Source organism: Paraburkholderia sp. RL17-373-BIF-A (assembly GCF_046030175.1).
Taxonomy (GTDB): domain Bacteria; phylum Pseudomonadota; class Gammaproteobacteria; order Burkholderiales; family Burkholderiaceae; genus Paraburkholderia.
In genome coordinates this window covers 54,490-81,206 of the sequence record NZ_JARESO010000036.1, presented here as the reverse complement: position 1 = coordinate 81,206, position 26,717 = coordinate 54,490, and the positions used below count along the sequence as shown (strand labels likewise).

Sequence of the window (26,717 nt, the reverse complement as noted above, 5' to 3'; positions counted from 1 at the left end):
TCGCGTTGCATGATCTGTTGTCGGTAGCTGGTGGGACTGCCGTGGTGCATGCGCCCATATGCCGTGACGGCGCCGCGCTGCTCGATCGCGCGGCGTTTCGCGCGCGCGTCGCCGGGCTGATCGCACTCGTGCAAACGCAAGCCGCGCAACGCTACGCTTTGTGCATCGACGATCCGTTCGATTTTGCCTGCGCGCTCTTTGCGCTGTTCGCGTGCGGCAAGGAGCCGGTGATTCCGGCCAACTCGACGCCGGGCTATCTCGCCGATCTCGCCGACGCGTATGAAGTCGTGCTGACCGACGCGGATTTGTCGCCGTTTGCACCCGCTGTAGAAGGCAAGGCCGAAGCTGCTTCAGCGCATACGTCCCGCGCGACTTACGCAATCGACCCACAAGCCCCGCTCACGCTCTACACCTCAGGCAGCAGCGGCCGCCCCAAGCCGATCCGCAAGACGCTCGCGCAATTCAACGCCGAAGTGCACACGCTTGAAAAGCAGTGGGGCGCGCTAGTCGGCGACGCGACGATGCTCGCGAGCGTGCCGCATCACCACATCTACGGTTTGCTGTTTCGCGTGCTCTGGCCGCTCGCAGCCGGCCGTGCCTTCGACCGCGCGGTCAGCATCGAGCCGTTGCATCTGCAAGCGCAGATCGACCGATGCGGCGCAGCGGTGATCGTCTCGACGCCCGCACAACTGTCGCGCTGGCCCGCGTTGCCCGGCTTCGCCGACCTGACGCCGGTGCCGCGCGCGTTCTTTTCATCGGGCGGTCCGCTCGCGCTCGAAGCCGCGCAGGAATACGCCGCAGCCTACGGCGCGGCGCCGCTCGAGATTTACGGCAGCACGGAAACCGGCGGCATCGCGTGGCGGCGCCAGGATCAGACCGATGCCTGGCAACCGGTGTCGGGCATCGAAGTGCGCCGCGACGAAGACGGCGCGCTGAACGTCCGCTCGCCGCATCTCGATCACGCCGGCTGGCATCGCACCGACGACAAGATCGCCTTCGACGCCGAGGGCCGCTTCCGCCTGCAAGGCCGGCTTGACCGCGTGCTCAAGCTCGACGGCAAGCGCGTCTCGCTGCCGGAACTGGAAGCGCGCCTCGCGCTGCATCCGTATGTGGCGCAAGCGGCGCTCGTGCCGCTGGAAGGCGCCTCGCGCGAGCGCGTCGGCGCCGTCGTGGCGCTGACCGAAGCGGGCGGCGCGGCCTTGCGCGACGAAGGCCGCGTGGCGCTCGCGAAAGTCCTGCGCCGGCATCTCGCCGAATATTTCGACGTCGTGGTGCTGCCGCGCCACTGGCGTTTTCGCGTCACGCTGCCGTTCGACGCGCGCGGCAAATTGCCGGTAGCCGCCGTGGCGGCCGCGTTCGAACCGCGCGTCGAAGGCATGGAAGTGCTGGCCGAAGCGCGCAGCGGCGACACGCTGCACTACGAGTTGCGCGTGCCGCCCTCGCTCGTGCATTTCGCCGGCCACTTTCCCGGCCTGCCGATTCTGCCTGGCGTCGTCCAGGTCGACTGGGCGATGCGTCTGGCGGCCGAGCATGTGCCTGCCGTGCGCGCGGTGGCGTCGATCGATCGACTGAAATTCATGGCGCCGGTGTCGCCGGGTGCGGTGCTCAAGCTCACGCTCGCGCACGACGCGGCGCGCCGGCGCGTGCAGTTCGCGTACCGCGTGAGCGGCCGCGACTGCGCGTCCGGCGTGATCGTCTACGGGGAGGGCGCGTGATGACCTTCTCTCCATGCATCGTCATTCCGATCTACAACCATAAGGACGCGATCGGCGCGACCGTCGCGCATCTGGCGGTTCACGGCCTGCCGTTGTTTGTCGTCGATGATGGCAGCGACGAGGCCACCCAGCAGGTGCTCGCCGCGCTCGCGCAGCAGTACGCGGGACAGCTCACGCTGCTGCGCCTGCCGGTCAACGGCGGCAAGGGCGCGGCGGTGATGGCGGGGCTGCGCGCCGCGCGCAAGGCGGGCTACACGCACGCGTTGCAGATCGACGCCGACGGCCAGCACGACGCCACCGACGTGCCGCGTTTCATCGAAGCGGCGCGCGCCGAACCGGGCGCGGTGATTCTCGGCCGCCCGGTCTACGACGAGAGCGTGCCGAAAGCGCGTCTCTACGGCCGTTATCTGACGCACGTGTGGGTGTGGATCGAAACGCTTTCGCTGACGATCCGCGACTCGATGTGCGGCTTTCGCCTGTATCCTCTGGCGCTCGCCTGCAATCTGATCGACAGCGTGCAACTGCCCACGCGCATGGACTTCGACATCGAGATTCTCGTGCGCCTGTATTGGCGGCGCGCCGCGTTCCGCTCGATTCCGACGCGCGTCACCTATGCAAGCGACGGCGTCTCGCATTTCGACGTGCTGTGGGACAACGTTCGCATCAGCCGCAGTCATACGCGGCTCGCGTTCGGCATGCTGTGGCGTCTGCCGATGCTGCTCGCGCACAAGGTGATGCCGCGTCGCTCCGCACTCGCGGACGGGCAGGGCAACGAGAACCAACAGGACTGGTGGCGTATCGCCGAACGCGGCAGCCATCTCGGCATGTCGCTGCTCGCGCTCAGTTGCAAGCTGTTCGGCCGGCGCTTCACCGCGCTGTGGCTGCATCCGATCGTCGCGTATTTTCTGCTGACGGGGCGCGCCGCGCGCGAGGCCTCCAGCAACTACTTCAAGCATCTAGGCGAGGCCGCGCCGCATGGCGATACGCCACGTCCGGGCTGGCTGTCCGCGTACCGCCATATGCTGGCGTTCGCGCAATCGGGCTTCGACAAGCTCGCGGCATGGTCGGGCCGCGTGAACAACGCCGACGTCAAATTCGAAGATCCTTCGGCATTCGAAGCGTTGGTGGCGAGCGGCAAGGGCGCGCTCGTGATCGGCGCGCATCTCGGCAATCTGGAAATGACCCGCGCGCTCGCCGCGCAGGGCGCTTATGCCAAGGTCACGGCGGTCGTCTATACGGAGCACGCGCGCCGCTTCAATAGCGTGCTGGCCTCGGCCAATAGCGGGTTCGCGAAGCATCTGCTCGAAGTCAGCGATTTCGGACCCGAGACCGCGATGATGATGCAGGAGCGCGTCGATGCCGGCGAGCTGCTGGTGATCGTCGGCGACCGCGTGCCCGCCCACGAAGCGGGGCGCACGACCGAAGCGCAATTTCTCGGCTCGACCGCGCCGTTCGCGCAAGGTCCGTATGTGCTCGCGCATGCGCTGGGTTGTCCGGTCTACCTGTTCTTCTGTCTGAAAGAGCGCGACGGCTACCGTCTCTATTTCGAACCGTTCGCCGAGCGCATCGACCTGCCGCGCCGCGAACGCGCGCAGCATCTCGCCGCGTGGGCGCAGCGCTATGCCGTGCGTCTCGAACACTATTGCCGCAAGGCACCTTACCAATGGTTCAACTTCTTCGATTTCTGGGCCAGCCCCAAGCGAGGCGCGAATGGCCGAACATGATCTGATCGATGTGCCGAATACAGGCGCGAACGTGAACAACGCGGCAGTCGTAATAGGCGGGCGCAAGCTGACGATTGAAGAGGTCGTCGCGATTGCGCAGCACCGCGCGCCGGTCACCTTGAGCGACGATCCGGCGTGGCGCGCGCGTATTCAGCGCGGCGCGGATTTTCTGCGCCGCCATCTGGCCGCGGGCGCGACCGTGTACGGCGTCAACACCGGTTACGGCGACGCCTGCGTAGTCGACGTGCCGATGGAACTGGTCGAAGCCTTGCCGCTGCAACTCACGCGTTATCACGGCTGCGGCATGGGCCAATATCTCGACGACGCGCAAACGCTCGCGGTGATCGCCGCGCGGCTCAACTCGCTCGCTTATGGTTTTTCCGGCGTGCGTCCGGTGTTGCTCGAACGTCTGGCCGATCTGGTCAATCATCGTGTGCTGCCGCGCATTCCGTCGGAAGGTTCGGTGGGCGCGAGCGGCGATCTCACGCCGCTCTCGTATGTGGCCGCCGCGCTTGCAGGTGAACGTGACGTGATGTTCGAAGGACATCTGCGTGACGTGCGCGAAGTGTGGACCGAACTCGGTCACACGCCGCTCACGCTCGCGCCGAAAGAAGGGCTCGCGCTGATGAACGGTACCGCCGTGATGACGGGCCTCGCCTGTCTCGCGTTTGCGCGCGCCGATCATCTGACGCGGCTCACGGCGCGCCTGACGGCGTTGTGCACCGTCGCGCTCGACGGCCGCGCCGCGCACTTCGACGCGATGCTCTTCGAAGTGAAGCCGCACGCCGGCCAGGCCGAAGCGGCGGCATGGATTCGCGACGACCTGTCCGGCCGCGACGACACGCCGGGCCACCGTCTGCAGGACCGTTATTCGATTCGCTGCGCGCCGCATGTGATCGGCGTGGCGCGCGATGCGCTCTCGTGGGTGCGCCGCGATGTCGAGAACGAACTGAACAGCGCGAACGACAACCCGCTGATCGATCCGGACAACGAACGCGTGCTGCACGGCGGCAACTTCTACGGCGGCCATATCGCCTTTGCGATGGACTCGCTGAAGGTCGCGGTCGCCAATCTCGCCGATCTGATGGACCGGCAACTCGCGCTGCTGGTCGACGTGAATTTCAACAATGGCTTGCCGCGCAATCTGTCGGGCGCGGCGCCCGCGCGTGCCGCGATCAATCACGGTTTCAAGGCGGTGCAGATTTCGTCGTCCGCATGGACCGCTGAAGCCTTGAAGAACACGATGCCCGCGAGCGTCTTTTCGCGCTCCACCGAGGCGCACAATCAGGACAAGGTCAGCATGGGCACGATCGCCGCGCGCGACTGCTTGCGCGTGCTGGAACTGACCGAGCAGGTCGCCGCCGCGCATACGCTCGCGACGGTGCAAGCCGCGCGTCTGCGCTTGAAGATCGACAGCGCGACGCCGGTGCCGGCGCCGCTGCAAGCGTTCATCGACAGCGTCGGCGCGCAGTCGCCGTTCGTCGACGAAGACCGCGCGCTCGAACACGAGTTGCGCGCGCTGACCGCGCGCATTGCCGCGTGCGATCTGGCGAGCGACTCTCGCGGAGGATCGAGCGCATGACCGGTTCCCGCAAAGTGCTGAGCGCGAGCGCGACGGTGGAAGTGCCGTTCCACGATGTCGACGCGATGAACGTGTGCTGGCACGGCCACTATCTGAAGTACTTCGAGATCGGCCGCGCGGCGCTGTTGCGCGCTTTCGACTACGACTATCGCGAGATGCAGGCTTCGGGTTATCTGTGGCCGATCGTGGAAGCGCATCTCAAGTACGTGAAGCCGGCCACCTACGGTCAGCAGATCGAAGTGCGCACGCAACTGCTCGAACACGAAAACCGCCTGAAAATAGGCTATGAAATCGTCGATTGCGCGACTGGCACGCGGCTGACCAAGGGTTATACGATCCAGGTCGCGGTCGATGCCGCCACTCAGGAGTTGCAGTTCGTCTCGCCGCCGGTCGTGTTCGACAAGCTGGAGCGCGTATGGGGACGATGAATCTGCGCGCTGCGATCGCCGGCATATTGAGTGCGCTGAGCGTGCTTGTCGCGACAGCCGTATGGATGGAGCCCGCGTCGGCTGCATCGGCCGCATCGACGAAAGAAGCCGCGCCTGGCAACCCCGCGCTCGTCTCGCAGATCGCCGCGCACCTCGCGCAGGCCAAGGGCGTGCGCGCGCAATTCACGCAGACGCAAACGCTCGCCGCGATGAAGCAGCCGCTCGTCAGCACCGGCTCGCTGCTGTTCTTCCGCGAGCGCGGCGTGATCTGGCAGATCGACACGCCGTACAAAGCCACCTACGTGATCACCGATGCCGGAGTGACCGAAGTCAACGCCAACGGCCAGCGCGTCACGGCTCACAGCGCGCAGGGCACGCGCGGTGTCGCGCAAGTCTCGAAGATGATGCGCGCGATGCTCGGCGGCGATCTGTCGGCACTCTACTCGCAATTCGACGTGCGGGCCGAAGGCAGCGCCGCGCAGTGGCGCATGCAACTCACGCCGAACCAGCCGCAGATCGCGCAGTCGATCAAAGGTCTGGAGATGAACGGTGGCGACTATCTGCAGCGTTTGCGCATCACGCTCGCGAACGGCGACGTCACCCAACTCGACTTCACGAAGAGCGCGGCCGTGACCGAACTCACCGCGGCTGAACGCGGTCTGCTCGGGGCGCCGTAATGGAAATGCTGCAACAGCGATCCGCGAAACAGGCGTGGGGCATGCGCGCCGCGTGGCTGCTGCTCGCGCTCGTTGCGGCGCTGTATTGCGGCTGGCGGTTCGCGGGATCGTCGCCGCTGCAAACCAATCTGCTCGCGCTATTGCCGGCGACCGAGGCCGATCCGGTCGCCGAAAAGGCAGTCGATACGCTGGCGAGCGCGCTGGGCGACCGCACCGTTTTCCTCGTCACCGGCAACGACGACGCGCACGCGAAAGCCGCGGCGAAACAACTCGGCGCGTCGTTGCAGAAGAGTGGCGCGTTCGGTTCGGTGACGGCGGAATTGCCGCCGTTCGATCTGTCGCAGATCGCTGCGCTGTATATGCCGTATCGCTTCGGCTTGCTGGCGCCGGCGGACCGCGCATCGCTCTCAAACGGCGCGGCGAATACCACATTGCACGACTCGCTCGCCCAGCGCATCTACAGCCCGCTGCGCGGCGGCCTCACCACGCCGCTCGCCGACGATCCGTTCGGCTGGCTCGAACACTGGCTCGGCGGCCTGCCGCTCGCTACCTCGAATCTCGAACTCGAAGACAACATGCTGGTTGCGCATCGCGGCGCCGCCACCAGCGTGCTGATCGTCGCGACATTGCCAGGCTCCGCCTACGAAACGAAGACGCAGCGCGCGGTACTCGCAGCGCTCGCACAAGGCGAAAGCGCATTGAAGCAAGCGTTCCCCGATGTCTCGGTGGCGCGAACCGGCGCCGTGTTTTACGCGGAATCGGCGCGCAGCGCATCGGAACATGAAGTGCATCTGATCGGCTTCGCGTCGCTGTGCGGCATCGCGCTTCTGATGATGTGGGTGTTCCGCTCACCGCGTCTGTTGCTGCTCGGTTTCGTATCGACCGCGCTCGGCATTGTCTGCGCGCTTGCGGTGACGATGCTGGTATTCGGCAAGCTGCATCTGTTGACGCTCGTGTTCGGCGCCAGCCTGATCGGCGAGGCCGTCGACTATTCGATTCAATACTTCGTGGTGTATCTCGGCGCGCAGCGCGGCTGGGACGCGGGTCGCGGCGCGCGCGCCGTGCGTCCCGCGTTGAGCGTGGCGCTCGCGACGAGCCTGCTCGGCTACGCGATTCTCACGTGGGTGCCGTTTCCCGCGCTCAAGCAGATCGCCTGCTTCGCGATTGCCGGCATCACGACGGCGTTCGCCTCCGTGCTGTGGCTGCTGCCCGCGCTGCTCACGCGCGCGCCCAAACGCAGCCCGAAACGCGTGTTTGCAGGCGCGGCGCGCTTGCTGACAGTGTGGCATCGCACGATCGGCGGCAAGCGCGCGTGGTTGGTGACTGCGCTGTTGCTGCTGCTGGCGATTCCCGGCTGGCTGCGTCTGACCAGCGACGACGACATCCACCTGCTGATCCAGCGCGATCCCGCGCTCGTCGCGCAGGAAGACAAGGTGCGCGAGGCCGTCGGCGTGGATAACAGCGCGCAGTTTTTCGTCGTGCGCGGCGAGACGCCGGAACTCGTGCTGCAACGCGCGGAAGCATTGGGCACGAAACTGGACGCGTTGAACGGCACTGCGAACAAGGTCGGCAGCTATCAGTCGGTCGCGCAGTTCGTGCCGTCCGCGAAACAGCAGAATGAAGACCGCGCGTTGCTCGCACAACACGTGTTCAACGACCGCGCCGCGTTGCGCGCCACGCTCCTGCAGGCCGGCTTCAAGGACGAAGTCGCCGACGCCTGGATCGCCTCATACGCCAAACCACAAGCGCCGCTCACGATCGATAGGTGGCTCGCGGCGCCGTGGTCGCAACCGTACAAACATCTCTGGCTCGGCGAAGTCGATGCATCGACGAAAGCCTATGCCGCGGTCGTCATTCCGCAGGGCGTGACGCCGCAGAATGAACCCGCGCTGATCGCGACCGCGCAGGGGTTGCCCGGCGTCGTGTTCGTCGACAAGGCCGCCAGCGTGTCGAAGCTGTTCGGCGCGTATCGCGTGGATAGCGGCTGGTGGCTCGGCGGCGCGCTGGCCCTCGTGCTCGTTTTGCTGATGCTGCGCTACCGTGTGCGCGGCGGCATCGCCGTGACCTTGCCGGTGCTGCTCGCCGTTGGCGTCACGCTTGCCGTATTCGGCTACGCGCAGGTGCCGCTCAATCTGTTCAATTGGCTGGCGCTGATGCTCGTGCTCGGCGTGGGCGCAAACTATGCCGTGTTCCTGCGCGAAGGCTGCCTGCGCGCGGACGCGGATCTCGGCGCGGTGTGGACGGGCGTGCTGCTATCGGCGGCCACCACGTTGTTGTCGTTCGGCATGCTCGGCATGAGTGCGATGCCCGCGCTGAAGAGTTTCGGCGCGACGCTCGCGCTCGGCATCGCGGTATCGGTATTGCTCGCGCCGATCGGCATGCCATCGGAATCAAGGAGGGCCGCATGAAAGCCCCATCAGTTTATTTGCACGCGCTCGGCATGATCAACGCGCTCGGCGGCGACCTCGACAGCATTGTCCCGGCGCTTGCCGCCGGCCGTTCGCCCGGCATGGCGAACGCGCATACGGGGATCGGCGAGGCGTTCGTCGGCAGCGTGCTCGCGCCGCTCGACCTAGCGCCGCCCGCTGAACTCGCCCGTTACGACTGCCGCAACAACCGCTTGCTGCTCGCCGCGCTGGCGCAGATTGCCGCCGCTGTCGAAGCGGCGCGCGAGCGCTACGGCGCGCATCGCATCGGCGTGGTGCTCGGCACCAGCACGTCGGGCATCGAGGCCGCCGAAGCCGCGTTCGTCTATCAGGCGCAAGCGGGGGATCTGCCCGCGAACTTCAACTACCGGCAAATGGAAATCGGCACGGCGGCGCCGTTCGCCGCCGCCGTGCTCGGCGTGCATGGTCCGGCGTTCACGATCTCGACCGCGTGCACATCGAGCGCGAAAGCCTTCGCGTCGGCGCGCCGGCTGCTGCAGTTGCAACTGTGCGACGCCGTCGTGGTGGGTGGCGTCGATTCGCTGTGCGAGCTGACGGTGCAGGGTTTCGCCTCGCTTGAATCGACCAGCAACGTGCGCAGCAATCCGATGAGCCGCAATCGTTGCGGGATCAATGTCGGCGAAGGCGCGGCAGTGTTCCTCATGAGCCGCGACGAAGCGGCGGTGCGGCTCGCGGGCGTCGGCGAATCGAGCGACGCGCATCACATTTCGTCGCCGGACCCGCGCGGCGTGGGCGGCGAACTTGCGCTGCGCGCGGCGCTCGCCGATGCGGGCATCGAGCCGTCGGCGATCGGCTATGTGAATCTGCACGCTACCGCCACGCGCAAGAACGACGAGATGGAAGCGGGTTTGATGTCGCGAGTGTTTGCACAAGGCGTAGCGACGAGCGGTACCAAGCCGTTGACCGGCCACCAGCTCGGCGCGGCGGGCGCGACTGAACTCGGCTTCACGTGGCTCGCGCTCGCGCATGACAACGTGCCGCTGCCGCGTCATCTGTGGGACGGCGAGGCCGATCCCGCGTTGCCTGCACTGGACCTGGTCGTTAGCGAACGCTTCATGCCGCAAGGCGGCGTGCAATACGCGATGAGCAATTCGTTTGCTTTCGGCGGCAGCAATGTCAGCCTCGTCCTTGCCCGATGAGTTGCCCGATGAGTTGCCCGATGAACCAAGCGATGAACCCGACGCCCACCGTTGACGAACTGGTCCAGCAGCCGATCGAAGCGATCATCCCGCATCGCGGCACCATGTTGCTGATCGACGCCGTGGACACGTTCAGCGAAGAAACGCTCAGCGCGCGCGCCACGGTGCGCGCGGACGCATGGTATGCCGACGCCGACGGCGCCATGCCCGCGTGGATCGGCATCGAACTGATGGCGCAGGCGATCGCCGCGCACGTCGCGTTGCTGGCCATGCGCGGCGGCGGCCGCGCGCGGCCCGGCGTGCTGCTCGGCTCGCGCAGCTACAAGGCATTGCAGCCGTCGTTCGCGGGCGGCGCGCAGTTGTCGATCCACGTCGCGGAACTGCTGCGCAGCGAAGAGGGCCACGGCGCCTACGAATGCACGATCCGGCACGGCGACGCGAGTTGCGCCGAAGCCGTCATCAAGGTTTTTCAACCGCGCGATTTTCAGTCATTCATAGAAGGGAGTTTCAGTTCATGAGCCGGCGTGTTCTCGTTACCGGCGCAAGCCGCGGCATCGGCCGCGCGATTGCGTACAAGTTGGCTGCCGACGGCTTCGCGGTGTCCGTGCACTGCCGCACGGGACGCAGTGAAGCGGACGCGGTTGCGACGGGCATCGCCGCGCAGGGCGGCACGGCGCGCGTGCTGCAGTTCGACGTGCGCGAGCGCGCCGTGTGCCGCGAAGTACTCGAAGCGGACGTCGCGGCGCACGGCCCGTACTACGGCATCGTATGCAGCGCGGGCGTGACGCGCGACGCCGCGTTCCCCGCGCTCACCGAGGAAGATTGGGACATCGTGATCGAAACCGGTCTCGACTCGTTCTATAACGTCGTCCATCCCTTGACCATGCCGATGGTGCGCGCCCGCAAGGGCGGCCGCATCGTCACCATCGCTTCGGTGTCCGGCGTGATGGGCAACCGCGGCCAGGTCAACTACAGCGCGGCGAAGGCCGGCCTGATTGGCGCGAGCAAGGCGCTCGCCGTCGAACTGGCGTCGCGCAACATCACCGTCAATTGCGTGGCGCCGGGTCTGATCGAGACCGGCATGCTCGACGAAATGCCGCTCGAGCAGGCGCTGAAAACGGTGCCGATGAACCGCGTCGGCCAGCCTGCCGAGGTGGCGTCCGTGGTCAGCTTCCTGATGTCGGATGCGGCCTCGTATGTCACGCGTCAGGTGATCGGCGTCAACGGCGGGATGATCTGATGAAGCGCGTCGTCATTACCGGCATGGGCGGCGTTACGGCGTTGGGCGATAGCTGGGACGTGATCGAAACGCGTTTGAAGAGCGGCGTGAACGCCGTGCGCCGCATGCCCGAGTGGGATTACTTCGAATCGCTGCATACGCGGCTCGCGTGTCCGTTGCCGGGTTTCACGGCGCCCGCGCATTATCCGCGCAAGAAGACCCGCTCGATGGGGCCGGTGTCGATGTATTCGGTGCGCGCCAGCGAATTGGCGCTCGCCGACGCGGGCCTCGCCGACGATGCCACCATCAAGGACGGCCGTATGGGCGTCGCGTATGGTTCGTCGTCCGGTTCGGTGCAGCCGATCCGCGCGTTCGGCACGATGCTAGAAACCGGCTCGATGAGCGACGTCACGTCGAACAGCTACGTGCAGATGATGCCGCACACCACCGCGGTCAACGTCAGCCTGTTCTGGGATCTGAAAGGGCGGATCATTCCGACCTCGTGTGCGTGCGCGTCGGGCAGCCAGGCGATCGGCTATGCGTACGAAGCGATCCAGAGCGGCAAGCAGACGCTGATGCTGGCCGGCGGCGCGGAGGAACTGTCAGGGCCGGCTGTCGCCGTGTTCGACACGCTTTACGCCACCAGCACGCGCAACGACGAACCGCATCTGACGCCGCGTCCGTTCGACGCCGCGCGTGACGGCCTCGTGGTCGGCGAAGGCGCGGCCACGCTGGTGCTCGAGGAATACGAGCATGCAATGGCGCGCGGTGCGCGGATTCACGCGGAGATCGTCGGCTTCGGCTGCAACTCGGACGGCGCGCATATGACCCAGCCGACCGCCGAAACCATGGCGCTAGCGATGCAACTCGCGCTCAACGACGCCCAACTGCCGCCTGAAGCGATCGAGTATGTGAACGCGCACGGCACCTCGACGGATCGCGGCGACATTGCCGAAAGCCATGCGACAGCACAGACCTTCGGCGCGCGCATGCCGATCAGCTCGCTCAAGAGCTATGTCGGCCACACGCTCGGCGCGTGCGGCGCGCTCGAAGCGTGGTGGACCATCGAGATGATGAAGCGCAACTCGTATGCGCCGACCTTGAACCTGGAGAACGTCGATCCGGCCTGCGCGTCGCTCGATTACATCGTCGGCACGGGGCGTGAGATCGACGCCGAATACGTGATGAGCAACAACTTCGCGTTCGGCGGCATCAACACGTCGCTGATTTTCAGGCGTGTCCGATGAGCGTGGCTTTGCAACGCGTGGTCGTGACCGGCATGGGCATCGTGTCGTGTCTCGGCAATACGCTCGATGAGGTCTCCGCTGCCTTGCGCGAGGGCCGCTCGCGGATCGAGCGGATCGACGCGTGGCGCGAGCGTGGCTTCGCCTCGCAGGTCGCAGGCGTCGCCTCGGTCGCGCACGAGCCGCCGTTCGAGCGCAAGCTCGAACGCTTCATGGGCGACACCGCGCGCTTCGCGTGTCATGCCGCGCGCAAGGCGATCGACGATGCGGGACTCGACGCGGCGCAGTTGCGCTCGCCGCGCGTGGGCACGGTGATCGGTTCGGGCGTCGGCAACATGTCCACTTACGACGCGGCCATGGCGATCGCGCATGCCCGTGGCGTCGACAAAGTGCCGCCGTACACGGTGCCGCATGCGATGAGCAGCACCGCGTCGGCCAATGTCGCGCAGGTGTTCGGGCTCGAAGGCGTCAGCTATTCACCGTCGTCGGCGTGCACGACTTCGGCGCTCGCGATCGGGCAGGCGATGCAATTGATCCAGACCGGCCGACAGCAGATCGTGCTGGCCGGCGGCAGCGAGTCGCTGCACGACAACATGACCCTGATGTTCGACGCGATGGGCGCGTTGTCGCGCCGCTTCAACGACACACCGCAGATGGCATCGCGTCCCTACGACACGGAGCGCGACGGTTTCGTGATCGCGTCGGGCGGTGGAGTGCTGGTGCTCGAATCGCTCGATCACGCGCTTGCACGCGGCGCGCGGATCAACGCGGAGCTGACCGGTTTCGGCGACTGCACGGATAGCGGCGGCATGGTCACGCCGCGCGCAGCGGGGATCGCGCGGGCCATGCGCGGCGCGCTGAACGAAGCGGGCAAACGGCCTGACTACGTCAACACGCACGCACCGTCGACACCGCTCGGCGACCTGGAAGAACTGCATGCGTTGAACGAGGTGTTCGGCGCGGCGTTCGACCATCGCGTGCCGGCGTTTTCGTCGACCAAGGGTATGACGGGGCATCCGCTCGGCGCGTGCGGCGCGCACGAGGCGATCTACACGATGCTGATGATGCGCGACGGCTTCATCGCGGGCACGGCGGATATCGACACGCCGGAGCCGGCTCTCGACGGCATGCCGCTCGTGCGCACCACGCGCGAGGCGCGCATAGGCACGGCGATGTCGGTGTCGTACGGGTTCGGCGGCAGTTGCGCGAGCCTGATGTTCGAAGCATGGCAGGGCGGCTGAAAACGGCCGCGACTTTATAAAAAAACGAGGGCGATAAGAATGAAAAGAGCAGGTGCATTGGGCGCGCTGGCAGTCATGGCGTTGACGCTGGCGGGTTGCGCCACGCAGGTGAAGTCGCTGCCGCTCGCGGCGGCGGGCGGCCAATCGCGCGGCAACGTGCCGGTGTATTTCGGTCAGCAGGACCACCCGGCGGTCAAGAGCCGGTTGGGCGACGTGTCGTACTCCGTGCGGATCGCGCGCAAGGTCGCCGGTCCCGACGACGCTTGCCACGAAGCGCTCGCCGACGCCGTGCAGAAGCTGCGCGCCGCGGCCAGCGAACGCCACGCCAATGCCGTGATCGATGTGTCGACGCGTTTTCATAGCACCGAGAGCAACTCGTCGACCGAATTCACTTGCGGCGTCAGTCCGAGCGCCGCCGCGATCGCCGTAAGCGGCCAGCTCGTCGTGCTGGAATCGAACTGAGCCGAATCGGGCCGATTGAAATAGAACTCACAGAGCAACAACAACCACCAAGGAGTCTCAATGAAACGCCATCTGCTGTTTGCCGCATTGTTTGCATCGTTTGCCACGCTGAGCGCCACGCCGGCTTTTGCCCGCGATACGGTCAACAACTATCCGGTCGATCAGGCCTTGCAAAGCGAACCCGGCAAAGTGAGCGAAGACATCGCACTGTACTTCGCGGGCCAACGCCATCCGTCTGTCGTGAAGACGATAGGCGAATTCGCGACCAACAAGAAGACCAACGCGTTCGGCAAGAGCGATTTGCAAGCCTGCCAACACGTGTTCCTCTCGGCGGTGATCGAGTTGCAGGAACGCGCGCGCAAGGAAGGCGGCAACGCGGTGATCAATATCAAGAGCAACTACAAGAACGAATTGCGTGAGAGCGCGACTGAGTACACCTGTGGCGCGGGCGCGGTGATCGCCGGTGTCGCGTTGACGGGCGAAGTGGTGACGTTGCGAAAGTAACACCTGGTCGGCGCAAGTCCGTACGGGGGTACGTATGCGCGCGAGGAAAGCTGGAAGGCGGCATGCGCGCCGCCGCCTCGCGCTGTTTTACCGCACCTGGCCCGCGCCTTGCTGCGCATTAACCGGCTTTGACCGCCGCCACATTGACCAGCGTTTCACGACGCTTGCCGGGTTGCGGATGGGTCAGGCCGAGCCGTTCGAGAAGGCCGAAGTCTTTCGCGCGGCTCCACCAGAGGTAGGGCAGTGAGATGTTGCGCTCGCTGAAGCTGAAGCCGCCGCGGCGGATCATGTCGAGGTAGCAGTCGGCGCTTTTTTGCACGTGCATCGGATGACGGAACAGCAGCCGGATCACCCACGATTTGATGTACGCGTCGGTGGATTCGGCGAACAGCAGCACGCCGCCCGGTTTGAGCACGCGGCGGAACTCGGCGAGCGCGCGGTCCTGTTCGACGAGGTGATGGAAGGTTTGATGGCAGAACACGATATCGGCGCTCGCGTCGGGCAGCGGCAGTTTCGCGCAGTCGCCGTGCAGCAACTCGATCTCTGCTAGCTTGTCGCCGCAGGCGCTCGCTGCCTGAGCGGCGAGCGTCAACGACGGCTCGTGGAAGTCGATGCCGACCAGGCGGCGCGGCTTGAACGCCTCGGCGAGCAGACGGAAGGAAATGCCCTGGCCGCAGCCGACGTCGACGATCACCGGCGCCTCGGGCAAGGGCGTGTCGATCAGGCGTTTGAGGTCGTTGATCGCGACCCGCAGCACATGATGTTCCCAGGTGTAGGTACGCAGGAACCAGATCCCGAAAGCGGTTTCCGGCACAAATGGCACACTGGATGTTTCGGATGGCGACACGCTGGGCTCCCCGGCGAAATAGCGTTCTTGCTGTGCCCCACGAAGACTCCCTTCGGGGCGTTGAAGTGCAATTGTAACGAGACGTAAGGATGCAGCGAAACGCTGCTCCGGGCAAGCCAAACGATTGAGGCAAATTTGAGTACACATTCGTCAAAGCGCACGACCGTCGATGTCGTGATCATCGGTGCCGGACCGGCAGGCGCGGTCGCGGCTGCATTGCTGCGCAAGGCCGGGCGTTCCGTGCTGGTGCTGGAGCGCCAGCACTTTCCGCGCTTTTCCATCGGCGAGAGCCTGCTGCCGCAGAGCATGGCCTATCTCGAAGAGGCCGGCATGCTGCGGGCCGTGGTCGAAGCGGGCTTCCAGTACAAGAACGGCGCGCATTTCGTGTATCGCGATCAGTCGTCGGCGTTCGACTTCCGCGACAAGCATTCGCCGGGTTGGGGCACCACCTACCAGGTCGAGCGCGCGGTATTCGACGATATTCTGATTCGCTGCGCGGCGGAGCAGGGCGCCGACGTGCGCTTCGGCCATACCGTGCGCGCGGTTCATCCCGGCGTCACGCCATTGGTCGATGTGGTCGACGAAGCGGATCACGCCTATCAGATCGAAGCGCGTTTCGTGTTCGACGCAAGCGGCTTCGGTCGCGTTTTGCCGCGTCTGCTGAATCTCGAAGCGCCGACGCGGATGCCGACGCGCGCCGCGATCTTCACGCATGTGCAGGACGGCATTCCGGCCGGCATGACCGACCGCAACAAGATTTGCGTGGCGACGCATCCCGAACACCGCGATGTGTGGTTCTGGATGATTCCGCTGGCGGGCGGACGTTCGTCGGTGGGCTGTGTCGCCGAGGCGAGTTTTCTCGACGTGCCGGAGGCGGAGCGCGATACGAAATTGCGCGCGCTGATCCAGCAGGAGCCGACGCTCAACCGCCTGATCGGCAACGCGCCGTTCCTGATGCCGGTGCGCCACATCGGTGGTTATGCGGCGAACGTGGAGCGTCTGCATGGGCCCGGTTACGCGCTGCTCGGCAATGCGGGCGAGTTTCTCGATCCGGTATTTTCGTCCGGTGTGACGATCGCGCTGCGCTCGGCGCAACTCGCGGTGCAGACCTTGAACCGGCAACTGGACGGCGCACAGGTCGACTGGTCGGCCGCTTACGACGTGCCGTTGCGCAAGGGGATCGATACGTTCCGCGCTTTCGTCGAGCGTTGGTATTCCGGTGCGTTGCAGGACATCATTTTTTATCCGGACCAGACGCCTTCGATTCGCCGCATGATCAGCGCGGTGCTGGCGGGTTATGCGTGGGATGAGTCGAATCCGTATGTCGCGGATCCGGTGCGTCGGTTGAATGCGTTGCATGAGGTTTGCATGCAGCGGTGAGCTAGCTGCGAAGGCTGGGCAAAAAAACGGCGCTTCGAAATTGAAGCGCCGTTTCTTCATTCAGCCGCGTAAATCACTCAGCTCAAGCCGCGATCCTGGCCGCGCTCGACGCATGCCGCCGCATATCGTCGCGACGATGCACGCGCTTGCCGGCGGCATACGTCTCATAGATCGCACGATCGTCGCCGAGCAGCGCGAACGCGAACAACAGTTCCTCCAGCGTTTCGGTGCGCGCGGTGCGGCGCGCGAGCAGCGGCGTCGCGCGCGGATCGAGCACGACGAAGTCCGCTTCCGACTTCGGCTTCAACGTGCCTACCTTGTCCGCCAGATCGAGCGCTTCGGCCGCGCCGGCCGTTGCCAGATAGAACATGCGCGTGGCCGTCAGATGATGGCCGCCCAGACGCGCGACCTTGTGCGCTTCGTTCATGGTTTGCAGCATCGAGAACGACGTGCCACCGCCGACGTCCGTCGCCAGTGCGATCGGCATGCCGGCTTCATCGGCCTTGTCGAAGTCGAACAGGCCGCTGCCGAGGAACAGGTTCGAGGTCGGGCAGTGCGAGGCGACCGTGCCGGTTTGCGCCATGCGTTTGCGGTCTTCCTCGTCGAGGTGAATGCAGTGGCCGTACACCGCGCGGCGGCGCAGCAGACCGTAGTGATCGTAGATGTCCAGATAGCTGCGGTGACCGGGGAACAGATCGGCGACCCATTTCACTTCATCGTGATTTTCCGCGACGTGGCTCTGGATGAAGATGTCCGGGTGCTCGCCCGCCAGCACGCCGCACGCTTCGAGTTGCGCTTCGGTCGAGGTCGGCGCGAACCGCGGCGTGAGCGCGTACATCTGGCGGCCGCGATTGTGCCAGCGGCCGATCAGCTCGGCGCTGTCGTCGTAGCCCGATTGCGCGGTGTCGCGCAGGAACTCGGGGCAGTTGCGGTCCATCAGCACCTTGCCGGCCACCATGCGCAGATTACGCGCTTCGCTCTCGGTGAAGAGCGCGTCGGCCGATTCCTTATGGACCGTGCAATACACGAGCGCCGTGGTCGTGCCGCACGCCAGCAGTTCGTCGACGAAAAAGCTCGCGGTGTCGCGTGCATAGACCGCATCGGTGAAGCGGCGCTCGGTCGGGAACGTGTACGTCTCGAGCCACGGCAACAAACCCGGCGCCGGCGACGCGATCATGTCCGTCTGCGGATAGTGAATGTGCGTATCGATGAAACCCGGCACGATCAGCTTGTCGCGCATCTCCTGCACCTGGGTGCCGGGCGCGAGTTGCGGCGCGAGCGCGGCATAGGCGCCCGCCGCCACGACATGGCCGTCTTCGACGATCAGCAGGCCGTCCTCATTGAAGACCGCCGCGTTGGGCGATTGCGCGGGATCGCCGTTGAAGGTCAGCAGTTGCGCGCGGAATGCCGATTGGGCTGCTTTGGCCGGGTTGGCAGATTGAGTCATGGAAAAACCGTCTCCGATTGTGGAAAGCTGCACAGTCCGGGCGACGGTTCGATCATGGCTCTCACATGAGCTCATGCCGCCGCCGGCTGCGATACATCGGCCCGTCAGTGCGGACCGCTTGGGTGCCAGTGCGCGTCGAGCTTCGCGATCAGTTCGCTGCGTTGCTCGGGCGTGACGAACGACGCTTCGAAGCTGTTGCGGATGATCGTGTAGACCTCGGCATCGTTGAGCTTCAACGCGTCGATGGTGGCGAAATAGTTGGCGTTCACGTAGCCGCCGAAGTAAGCCGGATCGTCGGAATTGACCGTCACGGCCACGCCGCGATCGAGCAGGTCTTTCAGCGTGTGCTTGGTCAGGTCGTCGAACACGCACAGTTTCAGGTTCGACAGCGGACACACGGTCAACGCGACGCGCGAATCAGCGAGACGCGCGACGAGCGCCGGATCTTCGATGCTGCGCACGCCGTGATCGACGCGGTCCACTTTCAGCAGATCGAGCGCTTCATAGATATACGAGGGCGGGCCTTCTTCGCCCGCATGGGCGACGAGTTTCAGGCCGAGCGCGCGCGCCTTGGCGAACACGCGCTCGAACTTCGAAGGCGGATGGCCGCGTTCCGACGAATCGAGACCCACGCCGATCAGGCGATGCTTGTATTGATCGAACAAAGGCAGCGCTTCTTCGAAAGTGGCGAGTGCGTCTTCTTCGGACAGGTGGCGCAGGAAGCACAGAATCAGCTTGCTTGTCATGCCGCGCTTTTCCGCGTCGGCGAGCGCGCGTTCAATGCCGGCCACGACCGTCGCGATCGGCACGCCGCGCTCGGTGTGCGTCTGCGGGTCGAAGAAGATTTCGCTGTGAATTACGTTGTCGGCGAGGCAGCGCTCGACGTAGGCCATCGTCATGTCGTAGAAGTCCTGCTCGTGCAGCAGCACGCTCGCGCCCGCATAGTAGATGTCGAGGAACGATTGCAGGTCGGTGAACGCATAGGCGGCGCGCAAAGCTTCGATCGAGTCGTAGGTGAGCTTCACGCCGTTGCGCTCGGCGAGCGCGAAGATCAGTTCGGGTTCGAGCGAACCTTCGATATGAATATGCAGTTCGGCCTTCGGCGCCAGGGCGGTTTTTTCGGCCAGCGGCGTGGGGGTAGCGGTCGTTGTAGTCATGGTCGGTCAGGTTTTCGTTGGAGTCGGTTCGGGCCGGATGCGTAAGCGTTGTGTCGACGTGCCGCGCTTCAAACCGTCTGCGTGGCGTGATGCATGCCCGCGTTCGCCTCGACGGCCTGAAGCACCTGCGCTGCCGCCGAGATCGCGATGATCTCCGGCGACTTGTCGACGATGCCGTCCACGCCGAGCGGGCACTTCATGCGCGCGATCAGCGACGGATCGAGACCGCGCGCGGCCAGCCGGTGTTCGAACTGCTTGCGCTTGCTGTGCGAGCCGATCATGCCGAAGAACGCGAAGTCGCCGCGCCGCAGAATGCGCTCGGCCAACTCGAGATCGAGCGCATGGTTGTGCGTCATCACGATGAAGTACGTGTTCGGCGCGGCCTGGTCGATGGCTTCGTCGGGGGCGTCGTTCGGATCGATCTTCACGTTCGGCGCATGCAGTGATTCCGCGGGCGGAAACTGCGCGTCGCGTTCGTCCACCCAGCGGACCACGCAAGGCAGCGTGGCCAGCACGCGAACCAGCGCGGCGCCCACGTGACCGGCGCCGAACAGCACGACCGAGAAGTCGCCGGGCGCGATGGTTTCGGTGAGCAGCGCGCCGCTGTCGTCGAAACCGGCGCCGTCCCACAGCAGGCAGTCAGCGGCGTCGACGCCCGGCTCGGGGTCGGACAGCATCACCGCATCCGGTGCGGGGCCGAATGATACGCTACGCACCGTCGAAAGGCCGGCGGCCACGCGTTTCGCCAGCGACGTGATCCAACCGAGGTCGCCCACGTCGAGCCGCTCGAACGCGACAATCACCGCGCCGCCGCAGCATTGCCCGAGGCTCGGGCCGAGCGCGAAGCGCTCCAGGCGGCGCATGTGCGGCGAGCGCATGCCGTCGCGCAGCACCTGGCGCGCGGTCTCGATGGCTTTCCATTCGAGGTGTCCGCCGCCGATGGTGTGCTTCGCCGAATCGCGCGTAACGATCATCTTGGTGCCGGCTTCGCGGGGCGCCGAACCTTCGACGCGCGCGACCGTCACCAGCACGGCGGCATCGCCGTGCGCGAGCAGTTGTTGCAGGTCAGGTAGCCAGGGCTGCATCCGGCGTTCTCCATACGTGGCCGCGCGGGGTGTCCGTGCGGCCGGTTGAGTGTGGCCTGGTGCGTTCGTGTCGCGTTAGGCCGCGGGTTATTTTCTCAAGCTGTCGTGTCGGTCGCCGCCGGTTCCGTTGCCGGTTGCGGCGCGGCCGGTGGCTGCAAGGCGTCCAGTGCGTCGAGAATCGCTTCGGGCGTGGCCGGTGCGCGCAATGCCGGCGCCTGTTGCGCGTCCGGCACGGCGGCCGCGATCGCGTCGCGAATCGCGAGGAACACCGAGAACGGCAACAGCAACGGCGGCTCGCCGACGGCCTTCGAGCGGAACACGGTCGGCTCGGCGTTGTGGTTCTGATAAAGCTGCACGTGGAACGCGGCGGGCGTGTCGCTCACCGCCGGAATCTTGTAGGTCGACGGCGCGTGCGTCATCAGACGGCCATCGCGGTTCCACCAGAGTTCCTCGGTGGTGAGCCAGCCCATGCCCTGAATGAAGCCGCCTTCCACCTGGCCGATGTCGATGGCCGGGTTGATCGACTGGCCGGCGTCGTGCAGCACGTCCGCGCGCACGAGTTTCCATTCGCCGGTCAGCGTGTCGATCACGACTTCCGAGACCGCCGCACCATATGCGAAGTAATAAAACGGATGACCGGTCAGCGTTTTCGCGTCCCAATGCACTTTCGGCGTCGTGTAGAAACCGTCCGACCACAACTGCACGCGCGCCAGATAGGCGGCGCCGACCAGTTGTTCGAAGGGCATTGCTCCACCGTTCACCGACACCTCGCCGTTGGAGAATTGCACGTCGTTCGCCGCACCGCCGAGTTGTTTGGCCGCGAGTTCCGCGAGCCTTGCGCGAATCGTTTTCGCGGCGGCTTCGGCGGCTTTGCCGTTCAAGTCGCTGCCGGTGGAAGCCGCGGTCGCCGACGTGTTCGCGACCTTGGATGTGTCGGTTGCCGTGACCCGCACGCGTGAGAGCGGCAAGCCGAACTCGTTGGCGACCACTTGCGCGACCTTGGTGTTGAGCCCCTGGCCCATCTCCGTGCCGCCGTGATTGACGAGCACCGAGCCGTCTTTGTACACATGCACCAGCGCGCCGGCCTGATTCAGAAACGGCACGTTGAACGAGATGCCGAACTTCACCGGCGAGAACGCGATGCCACGCTTGAGCACCGGACTGCTTGCGTTGAAGGCCGCGATCGCTTTGCGGCGCGCGCGATAGTCGCTGGTGCCGAGCAGCTCATCGGTCAACGGCGCGATGATGTTGTCTTCGACACGCTGTCCGTACGGCGTCGTGTCGCGCTCGCCAATGCCGTAGTAGTTGGCGAGGCGCACGTCGAGCGGATCGCAGTTCAACTGACGCGCGATGCTGTCGAGCATCACTTCCATCACGAGCGCGCCTTGCGGACCGCCGAAGCCACGGAATGCGGTGTTCGACTGCGTGTTGGTCTTGCAGCACAGCGCGACGATGTCGACGTCGGACAGGTAGTACGCGTTGTCGAAGTGGCAGACGGCGCGCGTGGCGACGGCGCCGGAGAGATCAGCGGAATAGCCCGCGCGCAACGCGATTTCGACGCGCGCGCCGAGAATGCGGCCGCTGTCGTCGAAGCCCGCTTCGTACGCGTAGACCGCGTCGTGGCGCTTGCCGGTGATCATGAAATCGTCGTCGCGGTCGGCGCGCAGTTTGACCGGGCGGCGCAGCCGTTTCGCCGCCAGCGCTGCCACGCAGGCGAACAGCGCCGATTGCGATTCCTTGCCGCCGAAGCCGCCGCCCATGCGCCGGCATTCGCACACCACGTTATGCGCCGGCCAGTCGAGCATATGCGCGACCACCTGCTGCATTTCGCTCGGGTGCTGCGTCGAACTGTAGACGAGCATGCCGTCCATTTCCTTCGGCACGGCGTACGCGATCTGGCCTTCCAGATAGAACTGCTCCTGGCCGCCCACTTCAAACGTGGCGCTGATGCGATGCGGTGCGGCGGCGATATTCGCATCCGGCTCGCCGCGTCTGAGATGCAGCGGCGGCAGCACGAATTGCTTCGCAGCCTTCGCATCAGCGGGCGTGAGGATGGCTTCGAGCGGTTCGTAGCGGACCACGTCGTCGCTTTTTGCCAGCGCGGCGGCACGGCGGGCGAGTTCATGGCTTTCGGCGATCACGGCGAACACCGGCTGGCCGAGATACAGCACTTCATCGACGGCGAGAATCGGGTCGTCGTGCAGCACCGGGCCGCAATTGTTCTCGCCGGGAATGTCTTCGGCGGTCAGCACGGCGATCACGCCCGGCGCTTTCCTGACCGCGTCGAGATCCATCGACACGATCCGCGCGTGCGCATGGCGCGACAGGCCGAGCGCAGCGTGCAGCGTGCCTTGCAACTCAGGCACGTCGTCCGTGTAAGTGGCTTCGCCGCTCACATGCAGCGCGGCCGATTCATGCGGCAACGATACGCCGATCGATGCGTCGCTTTCGTGAGCGACGTGCCTCGCAGCGTGTTCGACGAAAGCATCGGTCCGGTTCATCACGACGGCTCCTTCGCAACGGCGGCGTCCGGCGCGCCGGCTTCGAACGCGAACGCATTCACGTCGAAGAGGGCGAGCGGCGCGTCATCGCGCGTTTCGAGGTGGAAACGCCACAGCAGGTTGCGCGCCACCTTCAGTCGATAGGCGCTCGAAGCGCGCATGTCGGTGAGCGGCTGGTAATCGGCGACAAGCGCATTCATGGCTTGCCGCGCGGTGCTTTCGTCCCATGTTGCGCCATTCAGGACGGCTTCGGTTTGCGCGGCGCGCTTCGGCGTGGCCGCCATGCCGCCGAACGCGATGCGCGCCTGCTGAATGGTCCCGTTTTCGCCGAGGTGCAGCGCGAATGCCGCGCACACGGCCGAGATGTCCTGATCGTAGCGCTTCGACACTTTGTAGGTGCGAAAGCGCAGATTGCCCGCCGGGCGCGGCACGCGCAGCGCTGCGACGAATTCCCCGGCGGCGAGTGCGGTCTTCTGATAGCCGAGGTAGAACGCGTCGAGCGGCAGCGTGCGCGTTTTCGGACCGTGGCGCAGCACGACTTCGGCGCCGAGCGCAAGCAGCGCCGGCATCGAGTCGCCGATCGGCGAGCCGTTCGCGACGTTGCCGCCGAGCGTGCCGGCATTGCGGATCGGCAGCGACGCGAAACGCGTCCACAGTTCGGCGAGTTCGGGGTAGTCGACGGCGAGCGCCGCGTACGCGTCTTCGAGCGTGACGGCCGCGCCGATCGTCAGCGTCTGCGCATCACGCTCGATCGTCTTCAATTCGGCGACGTTGCCGACATACAGAATGTCGCCGAGATCGCGGAATTGCTTGGTGACCCACAGGCCGACGTCGGTGCTGCCGGCCAGCAGCCGTGCGTGCGGATGTTCGGCGCGCAGCTTCGCGAAAGTATCGAGCGAAATCGGCGCATAAAAGGCGGGCGAGCCGAACGTGGCGCCGCGCGTGTCGGGCGCACGGTATTCGAAGGTGTCGCGCCGTTGCAGCTCGCGCAATTGATCCACCACGGCCCGACGGTCGAGCGTCACGCGCGGGTATTGCGGATAGTCGAACATCTTCTGCGAGGCGTCGACGATCGGCCGGTAGCCGGTGCAACGGCACAGATTGCCGGAGAGCGCGGCGTTGATTTCATCACGGGTGGGCAGACCGGCGGCGGCCGGCTGGTTTTCGTACAGCGCCCACATCGACATCACGAAGCCGGGCGTGCAGAAGCCGCATTGCGAACCGTGGCAGTCGACCATGGCCTGTTGCACGGGATGCAGCGCGCCGTCGGCGGCGCGCAGGTCTTCGACCGTGAAGAGCGCCTTGCCGTCCAGCGTCGGCAGGAACTGGATGCAGGCGTTGACCGCTTTCAGCGCGAGGTCGCCGTGCGCATCCAGTTCGCCGATGACGACCGTGCAGGCGCCGCAGTCGCCTTCCGCGCAGCCTTCCTTGGTGCCGGTGCAATGCAGATCCTCGCGCAGGTGCTGCAGCACGGTGCGCGACGCAGGGACGCCCGCGACCTCACGGACGGACCCCTGGTGATAAAAGCGGATGGTTTGCGTTGTCATGGCGAATCCGAAAGACAGTGCGGACCGGGCGCGCGTTACGCATGGGGTCGCGCCAAAGCCGGCCTCGCGCACGTAGATCGCCATCCAATTCCGAAGATAGCATTACCTTGTCCCAAAAATATTTCCCATGTCGCATGAAGCTTATTCGGAAGCGGTCATGAGATAAGTACGATTCGCGCTAAGGCGGGAAGTTGCGTGAGACGGGACGGAAGGCGGAAAGCCAGGCGGGGTGGGGTGTTGCGGGGGAAACGGGCGGTCATTGCACCGCTAAACACGGTTGTTGCGGGCAAAAAAACGCCGAATTTCGGGCCGCCTTGTTTGGCGGCACGCAATCCGGCGTTATCTCTTGCGGCAAGGCAGGGCAAAAAACCGCTAATCAGGCGATCCGGCGACGATTGCCGACCAGCGTCAGCGCCAACGGGATGAAAGCGATCACGAATGCGACCAGCGACCATTGCGGCAGCGTCAGACCCAGGATCGGCGGATAGGCCGTTTCGCACAGCCCGGCGACCTTGAACACGCCCGGCAGCCAATGCGCGGGCGGCAAGCTGTCGACCAGCGGCTGCAGCGCGTCGAAGCCGCAGCTAAAGCCCGGATTCGCCTGAACATACACATGGCGCGCGGCCGTCACGATACCGGCCAGCGCCGACAAGGCCGCCATCACTTCCAGCAGACGCACGCCGCGCCAGCTGTTAAAACGCGCGCCGAGGAACGCGAAGATCGCAATCAGCAGGAAGAAATACCGCTGGATGATGCACAACGGGCACGGGTCTTCGTGCAGAAAATACTGCAGATACAGCGCGCCGCCCACGAGGGCAACGCAGATCAGGCCAAGCAGAACCAGCAGGGAGCGCTCGCGGCGCAGCATTGCAGTGTCGTTATTCATGGATCGTGTGGCTGTCTCGAAACGGAAAGGGCGGGTGCCCGCGATTCTAGCGCGAACCCCCGCCCCCCAGCTTATCCTGCTTTTACGACGTATTTCCTGATCAGCGAATCGCCTTGAGCACCGCTTCGGCGCCGCGGCCGATGGCCAGCAGGGCGTCGTCGGCGTGCGGCGCGCCGGCCAGCATCAGGCCGACCGGTGCGTCGCCGCGCAGATGGCACGGCAGCGACAGCGCGCACGTATCGAGGAAGTTGAACACGCTCGGGTTGCGCAGAATCAACGCGTTGGTGCGGCCAAAGGCGTCATCGTCGTCGACCAGCTCGGCGACGCGCGGCGGCACCACCGGCACCGTCGGCGCCACGACCGCGTCGAAACGCTGCCACAGCGTGCGGGCGGCCTCGGCGAGCATCGCCTCGCGTTCGGCGAGCAGGTCCAGATAGTCGGCGGCGCTGGCCGGCTGGCCCTTCAGAATGCGCACCAGCACGCGCGGATCGTATAGGTCGCGATGCTTTTCCAGCAACGGACGATGCCACGCATACGCTTCGATCGGCGAAAACCCGAAGCGGTTGATCTCGGGCAAACGGTCGAGCGGCGCGAAACGAACTTCGCTGACGATCGCGCCGGCCGCTTCCAGATGCTTGAGCGCCGTGTCGATCGCCGCAGCGACCGCCGGCTCGACGCCGTCCGTGACGAAATTGGTCAGCACGCCGAGGCGCACGCCTTCGAGCGGACGGGCGGTCGGAATGCGCGGTTCGAGCCCGGCCAGCATGCGGTCGACCAGTGCGCAGCACGCCACGGAAACGCCGATCGGCCCGAACGAATCGAGGGTCGACGAAAGCGGCACGCCGCCCTGTTTGGGAATCCGGTCGGCGGTCGGCTTGAAGCCAGTCAGGCCGCACAGCGCCGCTGGAATGCGAATCGAGCCGCCGGTGTCGGTGCCGAGCGCGATGGCCGCCATGCCGTCCGCGACGGAAGCCGCCGCGCCCGACGACGAACCGCCCGAAATCCGCTCGTCGCCCTTCACGCCGCGCTGGTACGGCGACAGCGGGTTGCCGTAGTGCGGGTTCAGGCCAAGTCCGGAAAACGCGAACTCGCTCATATTGGTCCGGCCGACGATCACGGCGCCCGCGCGCTTCAAACGCGCGACCGCGACGGCGTCCGTCTTGGCGGCGGGGGCGTCGGCGAGCACCGCGGAACCGGCGCGGGTCGGCTGGCCTTCGATATCGAACAGGTCTTTGACCGACACCGGAATCCCGGCGAGCGGCGAAAGCACGGTGCCGGCGGCGCGCAGACGGTCGTGCGCGTCGGCGGCGGCGCGGGCGCTGTCGGCATCGACGTGCATGAAGACGGCGGCGCCCTGGCCGGCCGGATCGGCGATCCGTTCGAGCGCAGTCTCGACGAGCGCGCGGCTCGTGGTGCGTCCGGTGGCGAGGTCGGCGGCAAGTTGGGCTAGCGGCGGAAAGGGCGTGAATTCAGTGGCCATGATGT

The 26,717-nt window shown here is 65.7% G+C and carries 22 protein-coding genes; 14 read left to right on the top strand and 8 right to left on the bottom strand.

The features are described from left to right. The 13 genes from P0D80_RS33230 to P0D80_RS33170 form a co-directional block, all read left to right on the top strand. A partial coding sequence (locus tag P0D80_RS33230) for an ApeI family dehydratase (RefSeq protein ID WP_408290234.1) occupies positions 1–1,715 on the top strand: 1,715 nt, incomplete at its 5' end. Next, the gene (locus tag P0D80_RS33225) at positions 1,715–3,439 is read left to right on the top strand and encodes a glycosyltransferase family 2 protein (RefSeq protein WP_408180562.1); all 1,725 of its coding nucleotides are present in this window, start codon (positions 1,715–1,717) and stop codon (positions 3,437–3,439) included. The genes P0D80_RS33230 and P0D80_RS33225, both read left to right, overlap by 1 nt. Continuing rightward, positions 3,426–5,021 (top strand): HAL/PAL/TAL family ammonia-lyase, encoded by a 1,596-nt coding sequence (locus tag P0D80_RS33220; protein ID WP_408180563.1) that lies wholly within the window; start codon positions 3,426–3,428, stop codon positions 5,019–5,021. Before P0D80_RS33225 ends, P0D80_RS33220 begins: the two co-directional genes overlap by 14 nt. After that, complete coding sequence (locus P0D80_RS33215) at positions 5,018–5,449, top strand: acyl-CoA thioesterase (RefSeq protein WP_132373468.1); 432 nt, start codon at positions 5,018–5,020, stop codon at positions 5,447–5,449. The genes P0D80_RS33220 and P0D80_RS33215 overlap by 4 nt, the downstream gene beginning before the upstream one ends. Next, positions 5,437–6,126: an outer membrane lipoprotein carrier protein LolA gene (locus P0D80_RS33210; RefSeq protein ID WP_408290231.1), complete on the top strand. Its 690-nt coding sequence runs from the start codon at positions 5,437–5,439 to the stop codon at positions 6,124–6,126. Before P0D80_RS33215 ends, P0D80_RS33210 begins: the two co-directional genes overlap by 13 nt. Then, positions 6,126–8,534, top strand: a complete 2,409-nt coding sequence (locus tag P0D80_RS33205) for an MMPL family transporter (RefSeq protein ID WP_408290229.1) — start codon at positions 6,126–6,128, stop codon at positions 8,532–8,534. Before P0D80_RS33210 ends, P0D80_RS33205 begins: the two co-directional genes overlap by 1 nt. Continuing rightward, entirely contained in the window at positions 8,531–9,712 is a 1,182-nt protein-coding gene (locus P0D80_RS33200; RefSeq protein WP_408180567.1) for a beta-ketoacyl-[acyl-carrier-protein] synthase family protein, read from the top strand. The genes P0D80_RS33205 and P0D80_RS33200 overlap by 4 nt, the downstream gene beginning before the upstream one ends. A gap of 32 nt (positions 9,713–9,744) precedes the next feature. After that, entirely contained in the window at positions 9,745–10,230 is a 486-nt protein-coding gene (locus P0D80_RS33195; RefSeq protein WP_132376818.1) for a hotdog family protein, read from the top strand. Next, positions 10,227–10,952 carry a 3-ketoacyl-ACP reductase FabG2 gene (locus tag P0D80_RS33190; protein WP_012434023.1) on the top strand — a complete coding sequence of 242 codons (726 nt, stop codon included), beginning with the start codon at positions 10,227–10,229 and terminating at the stop codon, positions 10,950–10,952. The genes P0D80_RS33195 and P0D80_RS33190 overlap by 4 nt, the downstream gene beginning before the upstream one ends. Continuing rightward, complete coding sequence (locus P0D80_RS33185; RefSeq protein ID WP_408180568.1) at positions 10,952–12,178, top strand: beta-ketoacyl-ACP synthase; 1,227 nt, start codon at positions 10,952–10,954, stop codon at positions 12,176–12,178. Before P0D80_RS33190 ends, P0D80_RS33185 begins: the two co-directional genes overlap by 1 nt. After that, complete coding sequence (locus tag P0D80_RS33180; protein WP_408180569.1) at positions 12,175–13,416, top strand: beta-ketoacyl-[acyl-carrier-protein] synthase family protein; 1,242 nt, start codon at positions 12,175–12,177, stop codon at positions 13,414–13,416. Before P0D80_RS33185 ends, P0D80_RS33180 begins: the two co-directional genes overlap by 4 nt. Positions 13,417–13,455: 39 nt before the next feature. Next, complete coding sequence (locus P0D80_RS33175; protein ID WP_408180570.1) at positions 13,456–13,878, top strand: signal peptidase; 423 nt, start codon at positions 13,456–13,458, stop codon at positions 13,876–13,878. 60 nt (positions 13,879–13,938) lie between these two features. After that, complete coding sequence (locus P0D80_RS33170; protein ID WP_408180571.1) at positions 13,939–14,382, top strand: excinuclease ABC subunit A; 444 nt, start codon at positions 13,939–13,941, stop codon at positions 14,380–14,382. Between the two features lie 118 nt (positions 14,383–14,500). Here the strand turns inward: P0D80_RS33170 and P0D80_RS33165 are convergent, their stop codons facing one another. Next, a complete protein-coding gene (locus P0D80_RS33165) occupies positions 14,501–15,229 on the bottom strand; it encodes a class I SAM-dependent methyltransferase (RefSeq protein WP_408290224.1) in 729 nt (242 codons plus the stop codon). A gap of 135 nt (positions 15,230–15,364) precedes the next feature. Between P0D80_RS33165 and P0D80_RS33160 the strand changes: the two genes are divergently transcribed. Then, positions 15,365–16,609 carry an NAD(P)/FAD-dependent oxidoreductase gene (locus P0D80_RS33160; protein ID WP_408290222.1) on the top strand — a complete coding sequence of 415 codons (1,245 nt, stop codon included), beginning with the start codon at positions 15,365–15,367 and terminating at the stop codon, positions 16,607–16,609. 82 nt (positions 16,610–16,691) lie between these two features. Here P0D80_RS33160 and guaD read toward each other — a convergent pair whose 3' ends face one another. The 7 genes from guaD to P0D80_RS33125 all read right to left on the bottom strand — a co-directional run bounded on the left by guaD (position 16,692) and on the right by P0D80_RS33125 (position 26,712). Then, positions 16,692–18,056: a guanine deaminase gene (guaD, locus tag P0D80_RS33155; RefSeq protein ID WP_408180574.1), complete on the bottom strand. Its 1,365-nt coding sequence runs from the start codon at positions 18,054–18,056 to the stop codon at positions 16,692–16,694. A 104-nt stretch (positions 18,057–18,160) separates the two neighbouring features. Then, positions 18,161–19,213: an adenosine deaminase gene (locus tag P0D80_RS33150; RefSeq protein ID WP_408290219.1), complete on the bottom strand. Its 1,053-nt coding sequence runs from the start codon at positions 19,211–19,213 to the stop codon at positions 18,161–18,163. Between the two features lie 68 nt (positions 19,214–19,281). Then, positions 19,282–20,298, bottom strand: a complete 1,017-nt coding sequence (xdhC, locus tag P0D80_RS33145; protein WP_408180576.1) for a xanthine dehydrogenase accessory protein XdhC — start codon at positions 20,296–20,298, stop codon at positions 19,282–19,284. A gap of 95 nt (positions 20,299–20,393) precedes the next feature. Continuing rightward, positions 20,394–22,799 carry a xanthine dehydrogenase molybdopterin binding subunit gene (gene xdhB / locus P0D80_RS33140; protein ID WP_408290217.1) on the bottom strand — a complete coding sequence of 802 codons (2,406 nt, stop codon included), beginning with the start codon at positions 22,797–22,799 and terminating at the stop codon, positions 20,394–20,396. Next, a complete protein-coding gene (xdhA, locus tag P0D80_RS33135; protein WP_408290215.1) occupies positions 22,799–24,346 on the bottom strand; it encodes a xanthine dehydrogenase small subunit in 1,548 nt (515 codons plus the stop codon). The genes xdhB and xdhA overlap by 1 nt, the downstream gene beginning before the upstream one ends. Before the next feature lie 376 nt (positions 24,347–24,722). Continuing rightward, complete coding sequence (locus P0D80_RS33130; RefSeq protein ID WP_408290213.1) at positions 24,723–25,232, bottom strand: disulfide bond formation protein B; 510 nt, start codon at positions 25,230–25,232, stop codon at positions 24,723–24,725. A 100-nt stretch (positions 25,233–25,332) separates the two neighbouring features. Next, complete coding sequence (locus P0D80_RS33125) at positions 25,333–26,712, bottom strand: amidase (protein ID WP_408290237.1); 1,380 nt, start codon at positions 26,710–26,712, stop codon at positions 25,333–25,335. Positions 26,713–26,717: the final 5 nt, after the last annotated feature.